The sequence below is a fragment of the Paenibacillus sp. FSL E2-0178 genome, assembly GCF_038593005.1.
GTDB lineage: Bacteria > Bacillota > Bacilli > Paenibacillales > Paenibacillaceae > Paenibacillus_AQ > Paenibacillus_AQ phytohabitans.
In genome coordinates, this window is sequence record NZ_CP151953.1 from 6,396,756 (window position 1) to 6,412,484 (window position 15,729).

Consider the following 15,729-nt stretch of genomic DNA (forward strand, 5'->3'; position numbering starts at 1 on the left):
CGCTGCCGGCATCTAGAAGGGACGTTTATTACAGTGGAGCATGACAACACGCGACACATTATTCTTGCTTCGGGTTCGCCGCGGCGGCGTGAACTGTTAGCCTCGCTTGGCCTGCCTTTCGAGGTTCTGGTCAGTGATGCTGATGAGAGTACGCCGCCGGAATGGACGCCTGAGACCATCGTGCGTAATCTGGCTGTGCGCAAAGCGGAGGCAGTACTCCCTGCAGCCGGAGACCGGGATGCTGTTATTGTCGGCAGCGACACGATTGTCGTGCTTGACGACAAGGTGCTCGGCAAGCCGGTGGACGAGCAGGACAGCGCTAAGATGCTGGCCATGCTGCAGGGAAGGACACATCAGGTATATACCGGGGTGGCCTGTATCGGTCTCGCAGAGGGTCGGACCCTGGTAGATCACAGGGTAACCTCTGTAACTATGAGAGCAATGAGCGAAGATGAAATCTGCGCCTACATAGCGACCGGGGAGCCTGCCGACAAAGCCGGCTCTTATGCAATACAAGGGCTTGGTGCCACCCTGGTGGACGAAATTGAAGGCTGTTATTTTAACGTGGTCGGTCTGCCGTTGTCGCTGCTAAGCGGCATGTTGTCCGGGTTCGGCATTTCTGTACTGAACCGGCAAGGATAGCAGGAAGAAAGAGGGTTAGGGATGGAGTCGCAAACATTTATGCTGCGTGACCTCCCCCATGAAGAACGACCACGAGAGCGCATGATGCATTATGGGGCGGAATCATTAAGTCAGGCGGAGCTGCTGGCTATTCTGCTGCGCACAGGTGCGCAGAGTGAATCGGCTATTCATATCGCCCAGCGGTTGCTGGGGATTACAGGCGGCCTCCGCGGGCTGGCGGACCTGAGCATTGAAGAACTGACAACAATCAAAGGCATTGGCCCTGCCAAGGCCGTGCAACTGAAAGCAGGCATAGAGCTGGGAAGACGCATGGCGAACTCCCGGCTTACAGAACCGGTTATCATCCGCAGTCCCCAGGACGCGGCGGAGATTCTGACCGAGCAGCTGCGTTATTTGCAGAAGGAGCATTTTATCTGCTTGTTTCTGAATACGAAGAATCATGTTATTGCGCAGGAAACATTGTCCATGGGCAGCCTTAACGCCTCCATTGTGCATCCCCGCGAGGTGTTCCGGGCAGCCATGAAATGCAGCAGCGCAGCTATTATATGCGCACATAATCATCCGAGCGGTGATCCGACGCCGAGTCCTGAAGACATCTCCTTGACCTCAAGGCTGATGCAGGCAGGTGAAATCGTCGGCATCGACGTGCTGGATCACCTGGTCATTGGTGACAGCAGCTTTGTAAGTTTGAAAGAAAAAGGTTATATGTAATACAATTGTCTAGATCCACAAGGAAAAGGAGCATACAAGATGTTAGGTGGTTTTACGAAAGATTTAGGAATTGACTTGGGGACAGCGAATACGCTTGTCTACGTGCGCGGTAAAGGGATTGTTGTAAGAGAGCCTTCCGTGGTAGCCATTAACACTGATACTAAGACGATTGAAGCTGTAGGGGAGTCCGCCAAAAAAATGATCGGACGCACACCGGGCAACATTCGTGCCATTCGTCCGATGAAGGACGGGGTCATTGCCGATTTTGATACTACGGCAACAATGATCAAATATTTTATCCGCCAGGCACAGAAGCAGCGCTCGATGTTCCAGCGCCACCCGAATGTCATGGTCTGTGTACCATCCGGAATTACGGCTGTTGAACAACGCGCCGTTGAAGATGCAACGAAGCAGGCGGGAGCGCGTGAGGCCTATATCATTGAAGAGCCTTTTGCCGCTGCCATCGGAGCAGATCTCCCGGTATGGGAACCTACAGGAAGCATGGTTGTGGATATCGGCGGCGGAACTACCGAAGTGGCTGTCATCTCACTCGGTGGTATCGTAACAAGCCGTTCTGTCCGCGTAGCCGGCGATGAAGCGGATGAATCCATCATCCAATATATCAAACGCCAGTATAATCTCATGATCGGGGAACGCACTTCGGAGCAGCTGAAGATGGATGTGGGTTCTGCTCTGCCGCTCGAGAAAGCCGAAACTATGGAAATCCGCGGCCGCGATCTGGTAACGGGACTTCCTAAGACGCTGACTATTACCTCTGATGAGATCTGTGAAGCTTTGTCGGATACAGTGAATGCTATTGTTGAAGCTGTAAAAGTAACGCTGGAGAAATGTCCGCCTGAGCTTGCTGCCGACATTATGGACCGCGGTATTGTGCTTACAGGCGGCGGTGCGCTTTTGCGTAACCTGGACAAGCTGCTGGCGCGTGAGACCGGAATGCCGGTTATCGTTGCCGAGAATCCGTTGGACTGTGTAGCTATTGGTACAGGCAAGGCACTCGAGAATATTCATTTGTTCAAGAGCCGCAGCAGTTCGAGTCTTCGTTCCAAACGCTAGGACAATTCTGACCTGAGAACGTCAACCCCTGATGTGGGAGAAATTCGGTTGTTAGAGGGTGTTGAAACTGTTTAAGCTTTTTAATAATAAACGTTTATTTATATTGCTGATTACACTGGTCATGTTTATCGTGGTGATGGGCTTCAGCCTGGGACAAAGGAAAGCCTTGTCCTGGCCGGAGAACTTCCTCAGAGATACGACCGGTTTCGTGCAGAATTTGTTCTACAAGCCCGCTGGATACGTAGCGGGCTTGTTCCAAGATATCGGGAACCTGCATGATCTGGCTGAAGAGAATAAGCAGCTCAAAATCCTGGCAGCGCAATACGCCCGGGATAAGGCGCAGTATAACTTCATTAAAGCCCGGAATGAGCAATATAAAATAGATCTTCAATTCACTGAAGCTCAAAAGAATCTGTATAACTATGAGTATCATATCGCTAACGTAGTCAGCCTGACGACAGAGCCAAGCAACAACATGCTGGTCATTGATCTCGGGGCTAAGGACGGTATTAAGCTGAATATGTCCGTAACTTCCGTCGAAGGGCTCGTTGGGGTGATAAGCAATGTGAGCAATTTCACCTCCACCGTCAAGCTGATGACGATGATGGACATCAATGATCCCAACTCCCAGCCGGCGATTGCGGCAACGGTGTTCAACAAGGAAGGCGAAACCTTTGGGATGATTGAGAAATACGACCAGCAGACCGGTATGCTGATGATGAACAAAATTCCGGCAGGAAATCCGGTTGCCAAGGATGACCTGATCATCTCTTCCGGCATCGGCGGACTGTATCCGCTCGGGATGACCATCGGTACGGTTCAAGAGGTGAAGACTGGGGAGTTTGGTTTAACCTCCACTGCAATCATCAAGCCGGCGGCAGGATTCCAGGACTGGAAGGAACTCTTCGTTGTCTTTACGGAGGAGCGTGCGGAATAGTGAGGATGCGCAGATCCGTTCTAATTCTATTGTTGTTCCTCTTATTTATCCTTGAAGACACTATTCTCCCCTGGCTGATTCCGAATGCCTGGGAGATGCGGATTATCCCTGATCTCGTGTTCATTGTAATCCTGTTTGTGACGGTATACCATCACCGTCATACGGCACTTATTCTTGGCTTATCCTTCGGAATGCTGCATGATGTGGTGTTCTATGGCCGCATTCTTGGGGCGCATTCTTTTGCAATGGGCTTATCCGCATATCTGATTGGTCTGATATTCCAGATTCCGCGTGCACCGCTGCCGCTGATGATGACGGTGGTGCTGCTGGGCAGCCTGCTGGAGGACAGCATGCTTTTTGCCATTTACAGTGTCTTTAATCTGAGTAAAGAGCCCTATAACTGGGCGCTCCTGCACCATATGCTGCCTACTATGCTGTTTCATTTTGCCATCGGCTTGCTTCTCTACATCCCGCTCCGGCGCCAGCTGGAGCTACTGAAGAAAGAGACCCGCAAAGAAGAAGCTGCTTAAGCCGCTGCTGCATTTTCTTATCCTATAAAGAAGGAATTTGCCCGGCCCGGCACGAATGAATGAGGATGGGGGGACAGGCATATGACAGTTAAATCCAAGCATGTAAGGATTAAGGGCATCAAGGATGGCCTGGTATTCCTGCTAGACGACAAGTGTCCCTTTGAAGATCTCTTAAGCGAGCTTCGCTACAAGCTGGAGCACAGCCATCAAAATATTCTGACCGGACCGATTGTGCATGTGGACATCAAGCTGGGCAACCGTTCTGTTACCGAAGAAGATAAAGAGGCAGTTCTGGATATCCTCAAAAGCCAGGGGAACTTATTAATCCGTTCCGTTGAAGCCTTGGAGGACCCTGAAGAGAAGGATACGGAAGCATTATTTATGATGAGCGGAATGCTCCGTTCCGGCCAGGTGCTGCATCATGAGGGCAACCTGCTGTTTCTCGGCGATGTGAATCCGGGAGGAACCATCACCTGCTCGGGGGATATCTATATTCTTGGAGCGCTTAAAGGGATGGCACACGCCGGAATCAACGGCAATCAGGAAGCAATTATTGCGGCTTCGCTGCTGGCTCCTACCCAGCTCCGGATTGCTGATATTATCAGCAGGCCGCCGGATGAATGGGGAACCCGGGAGAGCAGCATGGAATTTGCCTATTTATCAGGCGGTGCTATGCAAATCGACAAAATTCATAATATAGTCAAATTACGTCAGGATTTAAATGTTTTTAAAGGGGTGTAGCCTCCATGGGAGAAGCGATTGTCGTAACCTCGGGCAAAGGCGGAGTTGGCAAAACAACCACAACAGCCAACATTGGGACCGCGCTTGCATTGCAGGGCAAAAAAGTATGTCTGGTCGATACTGACATTGGACTGCGGAATCTGGATGTAGTCATGGGGCTGGAGAACCGGATCATTTACGATCTTGTGGATGTGGCGGAAGGCCGCTGCCGTCTGAATCAGGCGCTGGTCAAAGACAAGCGTTTTGAAGAGCTGTATATGCTGCCTGCAGCCCAGACCAAAGACAAAACCTCAGTCACACCGGAGCAGGTCAAGGATATTATTCTTGAACTCAAGAAGGAATACGAATATATTCTGATCGATTGTCCGGCCGGAATTGAACACGGCTTCCGCAATGCCATTGCAGGGGCCGACAAAGCTATTGTGGTCACTACTCCGGAGCATGCTGCGGTGCGGGATGCGGACCGGATCATCGGTCTGCTGGAGCAGTCACACGTTGAATCGCCGAAGCTGGTGGTCAACCGTATCCGTCCGGGAATGGTGAGATCCGGCGATATGCTGGATATCGAGGATATTCTGCAGGTGCTTAATATTGATCTGATCGGGATTGTGCCTGATGATGAGCTGGTCATCAAGGCAGCGAACAGCGGTGAACCTACCGTGATGAATCCGAATTCTTCAGCAGCAATTGCTTACCGCAATATTGCCCGGCGTATTCTTGGCGATGCGGTACCGTTGATGCAGCTGGACCAGAAACCGGGTGCTTTTAAGAAGTTTAAGAAATTTTTTGGAATGGGCTGAACCCTGGCCAGGCACTTGTTTATAGCGATCTTTCGTCTTGACCCGCCTGCTGAGAAATCCTTGGCGGGTTTTTTTGTGCGAATATACGGAGTAAGGCCGGTACCTCCACTTCCGCTTGGTAGTTATCTCCCGCAGGGCTTGTTCTAAAGCAGCTTCCGCTACTCATAAAATGGAAGTAAAACAAGCCCGTCCGGAGGGATCAATATGGAATACGAGAGAGATATCAAAAATCGCCGTAAGAAACGTATACAGAGCTTATTAGAGGATCAGACCGAAGCCGGATCAGCGCCTGCGCTTTTCACGCTGCCTGACAACACTATCCCATTCAGGGAATGGGGGGCGGGTCCCCGAAATGAATTCACTGCTTCAACGGAACCTGATCCTGAGGTAATGTGGAAGAAGCAGCGCAGCAGCTGGGAGGACGAAGGCGGGGATGGGCCGCGCTTTGGCGCAGGTTTCATGCGGAGGACGATAGCCAGCCTGCTGGTCTTCGGAGCGGTGTGGGGAATCTTCGCAGTGAGTGAGCCGTGGGCCGTGAAGTCGCAGTATTTCATTACTGGCGCACTCAGTAATGATATGGATTTCGCCGCAGTGCAGGTGTGGTATGAGGAGCATTTCAATGGAGCCCCTTCGTTCATTCCGATCTTCGGAGATAAAGAGGTGCCGGCAGAGAAAGTGACAGCCGTTCATGAACTGAGCGCCCCCTTGGAGGGAAGCATTGCGCGTCCCTTTGCCGCGTCCCTTAAGGGGGTCGAAGTGATACCGGCAGATGATTCAGGCTCGAGTGTCACAGTGGAAAGTGTAGATACGGGCCGCGTATTGTCCGTGTCCAAAGAAGCACAGGGAGGCATCCGGATCACAGTCCGCCATACCGGAAATATAACGGCGGAATACGGCCATTTGAGCGGGACGCGGCTCGCGGTGGATGACTGGGTACAGAGCGGAGATGCGGTGGGCTGGATTCAGGGGACAGAGGATGCACAGATTCCGATGCTTTTTTTTGCGATTATGAAAGACAAGTCTTATATTGATCCTGCTGAAGTGGTATCGTTTGATTAGGATCTTCGGTATTGAGCTGTCACTGCATCCGCTCTTCGTGCTGATTCTGTTTTTCTCCGTGCTTACCGGACAGTTCCTTGAAATTATTACTCTGTTTTCGATTGTATTTATCCATGAACTCGGACATGTATGTGCGGCACTATTGACCGGGGTTACCGTCAAGTCCGTGCAACTGCTGCCGTTCGGGGGAGTTGCGGTCATTGAGGATCATGGACGGCTGACAGCCGGACGTGAAATGGGGATTGCCCTTGCCGGACCGCTTCAGAACGGGATTATGATCCTGATGGCGCTGGCCCTCAAGCAAGCGGAGTATGGCAGCAGCGCTTATCTGGATTATTTCATCGGGGCCAATGCCATGATCGCGCTGTTCAATCTGCTGCCGGTGCTTCCGCTCGATGGAGGCAAAATCCTGCAGGCAGCTCTAAGCCTGCTGCTTCCGTATTATTACACCCTGCTGTGGATCGGCAGAGTCAGTATTGCGGCCAGTCTGCTTGTTGTGGTGTTCGCCCTGCTTCCGCTGGGAACCGGCGGCGGACTCCGTCTTAACCTGCTGATGATTGGTGCCTTTCTGCTATATTCCAACGTAACGGACCAGCGTAACCTGCCTTACCGGTTTGTTGCCTTTTTGATGAACAGGGAACAGATTTATGAGCGGTATCTGCAGTCGGATAGCGCTGCCCGGCCAATAGTTGCGTTCTCTGCGAAACCTTTGGATGATATATTGCGTCTATTTAAACGTAACCATTATCATTTTATCTATGTAATGAACGACGACAGGGATATAGTGGCTGTTCTCCCTGAGCAGCGTCTGATTTCTTCTTATTTCGGAATATAAAGCTAGAATGATTCAAACCAGAGGTGAAGCCATGAAACAAATGATCGTTCACTGCACACAGCATATTACTCGTATGGCACTTCTGGAGAACGGGAGGCTGGTGGAATATGCGGCTGAACGCGATCAGCAGCAAGGCCTGGTCGGGAGTTATTATAAAGGTCGGGTTATGAATGTGCTGCCGGGTATGCAGGCGGCTTTTGTAGATATCGGACAGAAAAAGAATGCCTTTCTATATGTAGACGATGTACTGCATCCCCATTTGGAGAAGCAGCCGGAGGTGAAGCCCTCTATTGAGACGCTGCTGCAGCCCGGTCAGGAGATCGTCGTCCAGGTGAGAAAAGAGCCGCGTGGCGGCAAGGGGGCGCGGGTGACTACCCATTATACCTTGCCCGGACGCTGGATGGTGTATATGCCTTTTGCCGAGTATGTCGGGGTTTCCAAAAAAATCAGCCGCGAATCCGAGCGCAGCCGGCTTAAAGGAATCGGCGAACGGTTGCGCCAGGGTGAAGAAGGAATCATTATGCGTACAGTCTCCGAAGACGAGCCTGTGGAGGCTGTTGAAGGGGATCTGGCCTTTTTGCGGGCCCAGTGGGAAGTAATTACCCGGCGGGCTAAGGAAGCGGACGCGCCGGCGTTGCTGCACTGTGATCTGAGCATCGTTCAGCGGTTTATCCGGGATGCCTTCAACCCGCAGCGTGATGAGCTGATGATTGATTCGGCCAAGGCGGTTAAAGAGGCGGAAGCATTCCTTACGGATATGGCTCCCGAAGGGTACAAGCCTGTAGGATTCTATCGTGGACAAGAGTCCATCTTCTCGGCATATGGTGTGGGGGAGCAGCTCCATAAGAGCTTCAGCCGCAAAATCATCCTTGAAGGCGGGGCTACGCTCATTTGGGATGAGACAGAGGCGCTCACTGTTATTGATGTGAATACGGCTCAGTACACCGGCGGGACGAACCTCGAGGATACTGTAACACGGACCAATCTGCTGGCGGCGGAAGAGATCGGGCGGCTTGTCCGTCTGCGGGATACGGGCGGCATTATTATCGTTGATTTCATTGACATGGAGCGGGAGGAGCACCGGAAGCAGGTCATCGCGAAGCTGGAGAGCATCATCAGCCGTGACCGCACCAAGACGCATATTCTCGGCTGGACCCATCTGGGCCTGCTGGAAATGACCCGCAAGAAGGCGAGGCATGATTCGGCCGGATTTGCTCCGGTGATCTGTCAATGCTGCGGCGGGACCGGCAAAGTAGGGACATGGCTGGAGTAGGGCAGGTTTTTCACGCTAAGAGGGTACCGTCTGTTAAAAGGATGATAAAGCCGCTTTCTACTTGACTTGGGCTAATTAGTATGATAATATCTTCAAGTATGTGTTTGGTTGTTAAATTCCTGCACATGCTGTAACCGCTCCGATCGGGTATATCAAGTGCAATTCCTCCGGGGGTTGCCACCTAGACTAGGCGAGTCTGAGACATGAGGAGGTGCAAGTACAATGTATGCAATTATCGAAACTGGCGGTAAACAATACAAAGTCCAAGAGGGCGACGTGTTGTTCATTGAGAAGCTGGAAGCTGAAGACGGCGCAAGCGTAACGTTTGACCGTGTCTTGGCTGTTTCTAACGAAGGTGGTTTGACTGCAGGAACTCCGCTGGTAAGCGGCGCGTCTGTAACAGCCAAAGTCGAGAAACATGGTAAAGGTCATAAGGTTGTAGTTTACAAATACAAACCTAAGAAGAACTACCACAAGAAACAAGGCCATCGTCAACCGTACACCAAAGTAACTATCGAGAAGATTCAGGCGTAAGAAGGTGCGTTAATGATTAACGTGCGGATTACACGGGCTTCTGCTCAAGGTGTCATTGTCGGTTTTGCCGTCAAAGGGCATGCGGAATACGCAAGGAATGGTAAAGACATCGTCTGCGCGGGCGTTTCGACCGTTACGGTTGGAACTGTGAATGCGATTGAAAGCCTGACCGGTGTAGTCCTGGATACTTCGATGAAGGATGGTTTTCTGAGTGGAACCCTGGTTCCCGTGAATGATCCTGAAGTCTCCGCCAAGGTGCAGCTTTTGCTGGAATCCATGGTGCTGATGCTCAAAGATATCGCTAAATCTTACAGAAAATTTGTTCAGATACAGGAAGTCATTATTTGAAGAAGGAGGTTGACAACATGTTGAAATTGGATCTTCAATTATTCGCATCGAAAAAAGGTGTAGGTTCCACAAAGAACGGACGTGATTCCCACTCTAAACGTCTTGGCGTGAAACGTGCTGACGGTCAAGCAGTAACCGGCGGCAACATCTTGGTTCGTCAACGCGGAACAAAAATCCACCCGGGCACTAACGTGGGCATCGGTAAGGATGATACACTGTTCGCACTTGTGGACGGCGTAGTGAAGTTCGAACGTTGGGGTCGCGATCGCAAAAAAGTGAGCGTGTATCCGGTTGATGTCGCTCCGGTAGCAGCGGCACTGGAAGCGTAAGCTTTCGGAACCTATTTAGATGAGAAGCCTCCGGCATGAGTGCCGGGGGCTTTTTTTGAAAATATTCGCACCTATAGAATTCAAGTCAAACACCCGGCAGGAATGCTGGTGATTGCAGGGAAAGCCTGTGTTATACTGGGAAATGGAAAATATCGAGCAAGATAAGCAACCGCTACATTGGAATGAATTTTGCGAACCGAGGGACGGGGAGAAAGAATGAAATCCTGGAAAATTATTGTCTGGGCAGTCATGTTATCCGCAGTGCTTCCTTTAGGTCTCGTGTATTGGCAACCCTCCCTTTTCACATGCCTGCTGCTCGGTGTATGGGTAGCGGCAGTGCTTGCATTCAGCTTTCTTTACAACCGGCGTCATTATGAAGAGGAACTGCGTATACAGGAGAACACTCTGCAGCAGGCGGCAAACCGGACACTGAATCACCATCGTCATGATTGGATGAACGATTTGCAGGTGCTTTACGGATATATCCAGCTGGGCAAGCCTGATAAATCCGTGTTATGTGTGGAAAGAATAAAGGAGCGTATCGCGCTGGACAGCCGTATCGCCAAACTGGGGGTTCCTTCACTGGTGTTCTACCTGCAATCCTTCCGTACCTACAGAAGCAGCCTGGAGCTGGAAATAGAGGTGGAAGAAGGGCTACAGCTGGAGGACAAGCTCAGTCCCGAAACAGGCGATGAGCTGACATCTGTGATTATGCAGACCGTTAGGGCGTACCAGTACAGCGGACTTGCACCGCAAGGAGAAGCGCGGAAGCTTCGGCTCGGATTTTCACAGGAGGGAAGAGACATTCTTATCTCTTTCGAAGGTGAGGGAGATCATGGCAATCCCGAACTGCTGCAGGGGCAAATTTATAATATAGTACAAGGAAAAATCATGAAGGCGGAGCAGTTTCAGCCGAGCACAAGCTATGTAGAACTGCGTTTACCGCTGGAGATGTAAGGAAGGTGAACATTAATGTTCGTAGATAAAGCTAAGATTTATGTTAAGGGCGGCGACGGCGGAGATGGTCTCGTGGCGTTTCGCCGTGAGAAGTATGTACCGGAGGGCGGTCCTGCCGGCGGCGATGGCGGCCGCGGCGGAGATGTGATTTTCCGTGTAGATGAAGGCTTGCGCACACTGATGGATTTCCGTTATCAGCGCCATTTCAAGGCCGATAAGGGAATTAAGGGACGCAATAAGAGCCAGCACGGGGCAAACGCTGATCACATGATCGTGCGCATTCCTCCGGGAACTGTGCTGATCGATGATGATTCCCAGGAGATCATTGCCGATATGACCCGTCATGGACAACAGGTCGTTGTGGCCCGCGGCGGCCGTGGCGGCCGGGGGAATACCCGGTTTGCGACTGCAAACAACACTGCGCCGGAGCTTGCCGAGAACGGCGAAGAAGGCCAGGAGCGTTATATCGTAATGGAACTGAAGGTAATGGCAGACGTAGGTCTGGTAGGATTCCCGAGTGTGGGTAAATCTACATTGCTGTCGGTAGTATCTGCTGCCCAGCCGAAGATTGGTGCCTATCACTTCACAACAATTACACCAAACCTTGGTGTAGTTGACGTTGGGGATGGCCGCAGCTTTGTTATGGCGGATCTGCCGGGCCTGATTGAAGGTGCGAGTGAAGGTGTGGGGCTTGGACATGAGTTCCTGCGCCACGTTGAACGTACACGTATCATCATTCATGTCGTGGATATGTCCGGCTCTGAAGGCCGTGATCCCTTCGAGGATTGGGTGATGATTAATGACGAGCTGAGGCAATACAACACTGCCCTGATTGACCGTCCGCAGATCGTTGCGGCGAACAAGATGGATATGCCTGATTCCGAAGAGAATCTTGCCGCCTTCCGCGAGCGTGTGGCGGAGCTTCGTCCGGATCTTGAAATCATGCCGATCTCCTCGCTTACCCGTCAGGGAGTGCAGGAACTGCTCTACCGGGCAACGGACGTACTGGATAGTATTCCTGTCGCACCGGTCGTTGAAGAAGTGGCTGAAACTACTGAGCGCAAGGTGTACAAGCTGGAAGCGGAAGAAGATAATTCCTTCACCATTACCCGCGACAATGAAGCATTTGTAGTCACCAGTCCGCGTATTGAGCGGATGCTGAAGCGGATGCAGCTGAGTACACATGATGCTATCCTCAAGCTGGCCCGTACCTTGCGTCACATGGGTGTGGATGCCGAACTGCGCAAGCGCGGTGCTGTAGAAGGCACTATTGTGCGCATTGCTGATTTCGAATTCGAGTTTGTTGAGAACAGCAGCTACTATTAATATCTGCGCTTGTTGCTGAATGCTGTCAAGCGGCTTTGAATATGCCGGCTGTGTTTCCCGTGAGGGGACACAGCCGGCTTTTTTAATAGACAGGGAATAAAAGAACGGCTTTGTATAAAGTCTGCTTTAAATATTTGGCTAAATTTACTACAATCATATGTGGGCCAAAGAATAGGGATAGGTTATGGGCGGACGGATTTATCTGTAACCGAATCCAAATAAGGAAATCCCCGTATATAATTAAGGGCAATAAGCACTAATTTCCAGCTGAAACAACCGATAATATAAATACAAACCTGTCATGAAAGAGGGAATAGGCAGATGGCAATTATTGAAGTAGTCAAATATGACGGGCCTGCAGGCGTCTTCGCCTGGAAATATCCTAATCAGGAGCTGGGCACATGGACACAGCTGATTGTGAATGAATCCCAGGAGGCGATTCTGTTCAAAGGCGGTGAGGCACTCGATTCCTTCACAGCGGGACGTCACACGCTCAGCACGGCGAACATCCCGATTCTGTCGAATGTAGTGAATCTGCCGTTCGGCGGCAAATCACCGTTTACAGCGGAAGTGTGGTTCGTGAACAAGATGAACTCTATGAACGTCAAGTGGGGGACAAGTTCGCCGCTGCAGCTGCAGGATCCCAAATACCAAATCATGATCTCTGTCCGTGCCTTCGGCCAATTCGGAGTCAAGATTGAGGACCCCCGCAAATTCCTGCTGAAGCTGGTGGGGACGCTGCCTTTATTTGATCAGGACACTATGGTGAGTTATTTCCGCGGGCTGCTGATGTCCAATATTAATGAATTGATCTCTTCTTATCTGGTGCACAAAAAAATCAGCATTCTGGAGATCAATGCCTATGTCGTAGAAATTTCGAAGCATATACAAGGCCGTCTGGCGTCGTCCTTCCTGGATAGCGGGATCGAGCTGAATAATTTCTTTATTGATTCCATTAACATTCCTGATAATGATCCGGCCATACTCCGTTTGAAAGAGGCTTTAGCCAAAAAAGCAGAGATGGACATCATCGGCTTCACCTATCAGCAGGAACGCAGCTTCGATACCATGGAGGAAGCCGCAGGGAATCCGGGTAATTTAGGCGCCGGGATGATGAATACCGGCCTGGGGCTTGGTATGGGCTTTGGCCTTGCCGGACCCGCGACTGATATGATGAACCGGATGACACGCGGCATGTCACTAGATGGCGGTACGGCGGCAGCACCGGGAACCAATTCCAAATCCTGTGCAGGCTGTGGAACACTTAACCCGGCAGAGGCTCGGTTCTGTACCGGCTGCGGTCAGAGCCTGCAGCCGGTGCCTGCTGCAGCTAGCAGTACTTGCCGCAGCTGCGGCAAGCCGGTAATTCCCGGCGCCAAATTCTGCCCGCACTGCGGGGAGAGCCTGATCATTAAATGCACGGGTTGCGGGCATGAACTGCAGCCCGGCCAGAAATTCTGCGCGGAATGCGGAACAAGGGCGGCTAATGGGTGAGCCGGATGAATAAACAGAGGTCTTACACGGGGCTTATCACTGTCATTTATGCTGCTGTTCTGGCGGTCACTGTTTTCTCCTTCTTCAAGCTTGGATTTTCTGAGTCGCTGGTACGTTTCATAGTGACCCTGCTTGCCGTATGCATTGCTGAGACTGCCGTATATGGTTATTGCGTATTTTGGCTGCGTTCCGCTCCTGATGTCAGCAGGACTTCACCGCTACTCCTGAGCGGGGCTTGGATTATTGCCCTATATGTATTCGTGGTAATTGCGTTAGCTGTGCTGCTTGACTGGATTCTGGAACTGAGCCCGCTCTGGTATGCGGGAGTGCAGCTAGTTGTGTTTGTTACTGCTGTGGCTGTTCTGGAAGCGATAGGGTTATATGGCCGGAATGCAGCGTCTCAGGAACAGAGGGATGCCGATGCCTCAAGGAATCTGCGGCGTTACCGGCAGGAGCTGCGTGAGATTAGAGAGCTTGCGGGGAGCTGGAAGCATCCGGAATCCATTCGTTTGACTGAACTGGTGGGTTCCTTGGGGGAAAAGTTCCAGTACAGTGATCCGGTTTCGAATCCGGAATTGGCCGCAACCGAGGATATGATAAGCCAGCAGATTTCTCTGCTTCATGACCACGTTGCCTTATTGCTTGTACTGAAGGAGCCGCCAGCCGGCTGGGAAGCGGAAACGCAGGAATTGACGGAGAGTATTGCCGGCACGCTCCAGCGGCGTAACCGGGAGCTGGCGGCACTTAAATAGGAGGAAGATTACGGAATGGGTATCGTGAATGAGCTAGAGGGACTGCTGCCGGGCCGGGAAGGCCAGCCGTCTGACGGTCTGCCCAAATATGAGCGGACAACATTTGACTATGTAACTATTGGAGTGGGCTACCTTGTGATGCCGCTCGGGCTTGTGCTTGCTTTGATCCGCTTCTTTGGAACACATTACAAAAATTACCGCAAACCCGTCAACTACAGCCTGCTGTATCATGTTTTTGTAGGGGGATTTGTGCAGATGATGGGCTTTATCCTTTATTCTATATATAGTGACGACGGGATCGATGTCATGACGCTAATTATAATGTTAATCCTCTTTGCGCTTGTTCTGCTCCTGCCTGCGTCAGCTTTTGCCAAAAGGGCGGCCAAAGCCAGATTCCGTTTCTCACAGCTCGCCAATCAATATGTGCAGCTAATCACTGCCGGCAGAGTACGTTATATTGGGAATCTGGCTGACGGTACCGGGCAAAGTGAGGCGGATGTGAATCGGGATCTGATCTACCTCAAGAAGTATGGGGTGCTGGACTCAGGCCTGCTCTTCAGTGAGGGAGCGGATACTGAGCCTGATGCTCCGGTTAATCAGGCGGATTCATCGCCATTTTCTTCCCCGGGCGGACAAACGGTATATCAGGCGCCAAGACCGCAGCAGCAGCCGAAGTCTATACGCTGCCCTGGCTGTGGTGCGCAGAATACCGTCTCCCCTCTGCAGTCCAAGAGCTGTGACTACTGCGGTACGACCGTCTCTTACAGTTAAGTGAAGGCTGTTCCTCCTGATTAACGGGCGGAATAGCCTTTTTTGAAAATTCAAGGTCACATGCTGTCAGAGGAAAAAGTGTTGCAATTTAAGTCTTCAATCCCGTATAATGTCCACTATGTACATACAAAAGTCTTTGGGGTGAGGACGTTCGTGAAAGAACGCTATTATTTGGTCCGGGAGGACATATTGCCCGATGCTGTACTGAAGACCATGCAGGTCAAGCAGCTGCTGGAAGCAGGAGATGCCAAAACGGTACACGAGGGCGTGGAGCAGGTTGGGCTTAGCCGCAGTGCTTTTTATAAATACAAAGACGGAATTCATTTGATTCATCAGCTGGAACGTGAGCGTATAGTAACCATCTCGATAGATCTGGAGCACGAATCAGGTATGCTCTCTAAAGTGCTGGGTTCTGTAGCTGTTCACGGGGCCAACGTGCTGACGATTCACCAGAGTATCCCGCTGCAGGGGCGGGCCAACGTGGTGATCTCTGTGGAAATTTCTCATTTAAATGAAGAATTAGGCGATTTACTGGATAGTCTAAAGGCAATCTCGGGTGTGAAGCGGGCGTTAATTATCGGCCAGGGCTAGTATTGCTTAACAAAACTTAAGCCTA

The 15,729-nt window shown here is 51.3% G+C and carries 19 protein-coding genes and 1 other annotated feature; all 19 genes read left to right on the forward strand.

The features are described 5' to 3' along the window. The first annotated feature begins 33 nt into the window (after positions 1 to 33). The 19 genes from MHI42_RS27800 to MHI42_RS27890 all read left to right on the forward strand — a co-directional run bounded on the left by MHI42_RS27800 (position 34) and on the right by MHI42_RS27890 (position 15,704). A complete protein-coding gene (locus tag MHI42_RS27800) occupies positions 34 to 642 on the forward strand; it encodes a Maf family nucleotide pyrophosphatase (protein WP_171718268.1) in 609 nt (202 codons plus the stop codon). A gap of 21 nt (positions 643 to 663) precedes the next feature. Further along, positions 664 to 1,353, forward strand: a complete 690-nt coding sequence (gene radC / locus MHI42_RS27805; protein ID WP_039300526.1) for a DNA repair protein RadC — start codon at positions 664 to 666, stop codon at positions 1,351 to 1,353. A gap of 39 nt (positions 1,354 to 1,392) precedes the next feature. Continuing rightward, positions 1,393 to 2,427, forward strand: coding sequence for a rod shape-determining protein (locus MHI42_RS27810; RefSeq protein ID WP_039300524.1), 1,035 nt, complete (start codon positions 1,393 to 1,395; stop codon positions 2,425 to 2,427). A 58-nt stretch (positions 2,428 to 2,485) separates the two neighbouring features. Beyond that, complete coding sequence (mreC, locus tag MHI42_RS27815) at positions 2,486 to 3,364, forward strand: rod shape-determining protein MreC (RefSeq protein WP_171718267.1); 879 nt, start codon at positions 2,486 to 2,488, stop codon at positions 3,362 to 3,364. Beyond that, positions 3,364 to 3,894, forward strand: coding sequence for a rod shape-determining protein MreD (mreD, locus tag MHI42_RS27820; protein ID WP_171718266.1), 531 nt, complete (start codon positions 3,364 to 3,366; stop codon positions 3,892 to 3,894). The genes mreC and mreD overlap by 1 nt, the downstream gene beginning before the upstream one ends. 81 nt (positions 3,895 to 3,975) lie before the next feature. Further along, positions 3,976 to 4,635 (forward strand): septum site-determining protein MinC, encoded by a 660-nt coding sequence (gene minC, locus MHI42_RS27825; RefSeq protein ID WP_171718265.1) that lies wholly within the window; start codon positions 3,976 to 3,978, stop codon positions 4,633 to 4,635. A 5-nt stretch (positions 4,636 to 4,640) separates the two neighbouring features. Continuing rightward, entirely contained in the window at positions 4,641 to 5,435 is a 795-nt protein-coding gene (minD, locus tag MHI42_RS27830; protein WP_042139584.1) for a septum site-determining protein MinD, read from the forward strand. A 204-nt stretch (positions 5,436 to 5,639) separates the two neighbouring features. Continuing rightward, positions 5,640 to 6,494 carry a M23 family metallopeptidase gene (locus MHI42_RS27835; RefSeq protein WP_171718264.1) on the forward strand — a complete coding sequence of 285 codons (855 nt, stop codon included), beginning with the start codon at positions 5,640 to 5,642 and terminating at the stop codon, positions 6,492 to 6,494. Continuing rightward, positions 6,487 to 7,329, forward strand: a complete 843-nt coding sequence (locus MHI42_RS27840) for a M50 family metallopeptidase (protein WP_342421284.1) — start codon at positions 6,487 to 6,489, stop codon at positions 7,327 to 7,329. Before MHI42_RS27835 ends, MHI42_RS27840 begins: the two co-directional genes overlap by 8 nt. A gap of 31 nt (positions 7,330 to 7,360) precedes the next feature. After that, entirely contained in the window at positions 7,361 to 8,602 is a 1,242-nt protein-coding gene (locus tag MHI42_RS27845; protein WP_171718262.1) for an Rne/Rng family ribonuclease, read from the forward strand. A 122-nt stretch (positions 8,603 to 8,724) separates the two neighbouring features. Beyond that, positions 8,725 to 8,810, forward strand: a sequence feature (ribosomal protein L21 leader region). 14 nt (positions 8,811 to 8,824) lie between these two features. Beyond that, positions 8,825 to 9,136, forward strand: a complete 312-nt coding sequence (gene rplU / locus MHI42_RS27850; RefSeq protein WP_036698983.1) for a 50S ribosomal protein L21 — start codon at positions 8,825 to 8,827, stop codon at positions 9,134 to 9,136. A 12-nt stretch (positions 9,137 to 9,148) separates the two neighbouring features. Next, entirely contained in the window at positions 9,149 to 9,484 is a 336-nt protein-coding gene (locus MHI42_RS27855; protein ID WP_042139581.1) for a ribosomal-processing cysteine protease Prp, read from the forward strand. Between the two features lie 17 nt (positions 9,485 to 9,501). Then, on the forward strand, positions 9,502 to 9,813 hold the full coding sequence (gene rpmA, locus MHI42_RS27860) for a 50S ribosomal protein L27 (RefSeq protein WP_020429282.1): 312 nt from the start codon (positions 9,502 to 9,504) through the stop codon (positions 9,811 to 9,813). 216 nt (positions 9,814 to 10,029) lie between these two features. Further along, on the forward strand, positions 10,030 to 10,770 hold the full coding sequence (locus MHI42_RS27865) for a Spo0B domain-containing protein (RefSeq protein WP_342421285.1): 741 nt from the start codon (positions 10,030 to 10,032) through the stop codon (positions 10,768 to 10,770). 15 nt (positions 10,771 to 10,785) lie between these two features. Next, entirely contained in the window at positions 10,786 to 12,096 is a 1,311-nt protein-coding gene (gene obgE, locus MHI42_RS27870) for a GTPase ObgE (protein WP_342421286.1), read from the forward strand. Between the two features lie 321 nt (positions 12,097 to 12,417). After that, positions 12,418 to 13,590 carry an SPFH domain-containing protein gene (locus tag MHI42_RS27875; RefSeq protein WP_342421287.1) on the forward strand — a complete coding sequence of 391 codons (1,173 nt, stop codon included), beginning with the start codon at positions 12,418 to 12,420 and terminating at the stop codon, positions 13,588 to 13,590. Positions 13,591 to 13,595: 5 nt separating this feature from the next. Continuing rightward, on the forward strand, positions 13,596 to 14,342 hold the full coding sequence (locus MHI42_RS27880; protein WP_342421288.1) for a hypothetical protein: 747 nt from the start codon (positions 13,596 to 13,598) through the stop codon (positions 14,340 to 14,342). Between the two features lie 15 nt (positions 14,343 to 14,357). After that, positions 14,358 to 15,113, forward strand: coding sequence for a hypothetical protein (locus MHI42_RS27885; RefSeq protein ID WP_342421289.1), 756 nt, complete (start codon positions 14,358 to 14,360; stop codon positions 15,111 to 15,113). A gap of 153 nt (positions 15,114 to 15,266) precedes the next feature. After that, positions 15,267 to 15,704 carry an ACT domain-containing protein gene (locus tag MHI42_RS27890; protein ID WP_039300484.1) on the forward strand — a complete coding sequence of 146 codons (438 nt, stop codon included), beginning with the start codon at positions 15,267 to 15,269 and terminating at the stop codon, positions 15,702 to 15,704. Positions 15,705 to 15,729 lie beyond the last annotated feature (25 nt).

Excerpts from the sequence above, each read along its gene's own strand:
- radC (WP_039300526.1), top strand. The coding sequence starts at position 664 with ATGGAGTCGCAAACATTTATGCTGCGTGACCTCCCCCATGAAGAACGA.
- MHI42_RS27810 (WP_039300524.1), top strand. The coding sequence starts at position 1,393 with ATGTTAGGTGGTTTTACGAAAGATTTAGGAATTGACTTGGGGACAGCG.
- minC (WP_171718265.1), top strand. The coding sequence starts at position 3,976 with ATGACAGTTAAATCCAAGCATGTAAGGATTAAGGGCATCAAGGATGGC.
- minD (WP_042139584.1), top strand. The coding sequence starts at position 4,641 with ATGGGAGAAGCGATTGTCGTAACCTCGGGCAAAGGCGGAGTTGGCAAA.
- MHI42_RS27835 (WP_171718264.1), top strand. The coding sequence starts at position 5,640 with ATGGAATACGAGAGAGATATCAAAAATCGCCGTAAGAAACGTATACAG.
- MHI42_RS27845 (WP_171718262.1), top strand. The coding sequence starts at position 7,361 with ATGAAACAAATGATCGTTCACTGCACACAGCATATTACTCGTATGGCA.
- rplU (WP_036698983.1), top strand. The coding sequence starts at position 8,825 with ATGTATGCAATTATCGAAACTGGCGGTAAACAATACAAAGTCCAAGAG.
- MHI42_RS27855 (WP_042139581.1), top strand. The coding sequence starts at position 9,149 with ATGATTAACGTGCGGATTACACGGGCTTCTGCTCAAGGTGTCATTGTC.
- rpmA (WP_020429282.1), top strand. The coding sequence starts at position 9,502 with ATGTTGAAATTGGATCTTCAATTATTCGCATCGAAAAAAGGTGTAGGT.
- MHI42_RS27865 (WP_342421285.1), top strand. The coding sequence starts at position 10,030 with ATGAAATCCTGGAAAATTATTGTCTGGGCAGTCATGTTATCCGCAGTG.
- obgE (WP_342421286.1), top strand. The coding sequence starts at position 10,786 with ATGTTCGTAGATAAAGCTAAGATTTATGTTAAGGGCGGCGACGGCGGA.
- MHI42_RS27875 (WP_342421287.1), top strand. The coding sequence starts at position 12,418 with ATGGCAATTATTGAAGTAGTCAAATATGACGGGCCTGCAGGCGTCTTC.
- MHI42_RS27880 (WP_342421288.1), top strand. The coding sequence starts at position 13,596 with ATGAATAAACAGAGGTCTTACACGGGGCTTATCACTGTCATTTATGCT.
- MHI42_RS27885 (WP_342421289.1), top strand. The coding sequence starts at position 14,358 with ATGGGTATCGTGAATGAGCTAGAGGGACTGCTGCCGGGCCGGGAAGGC.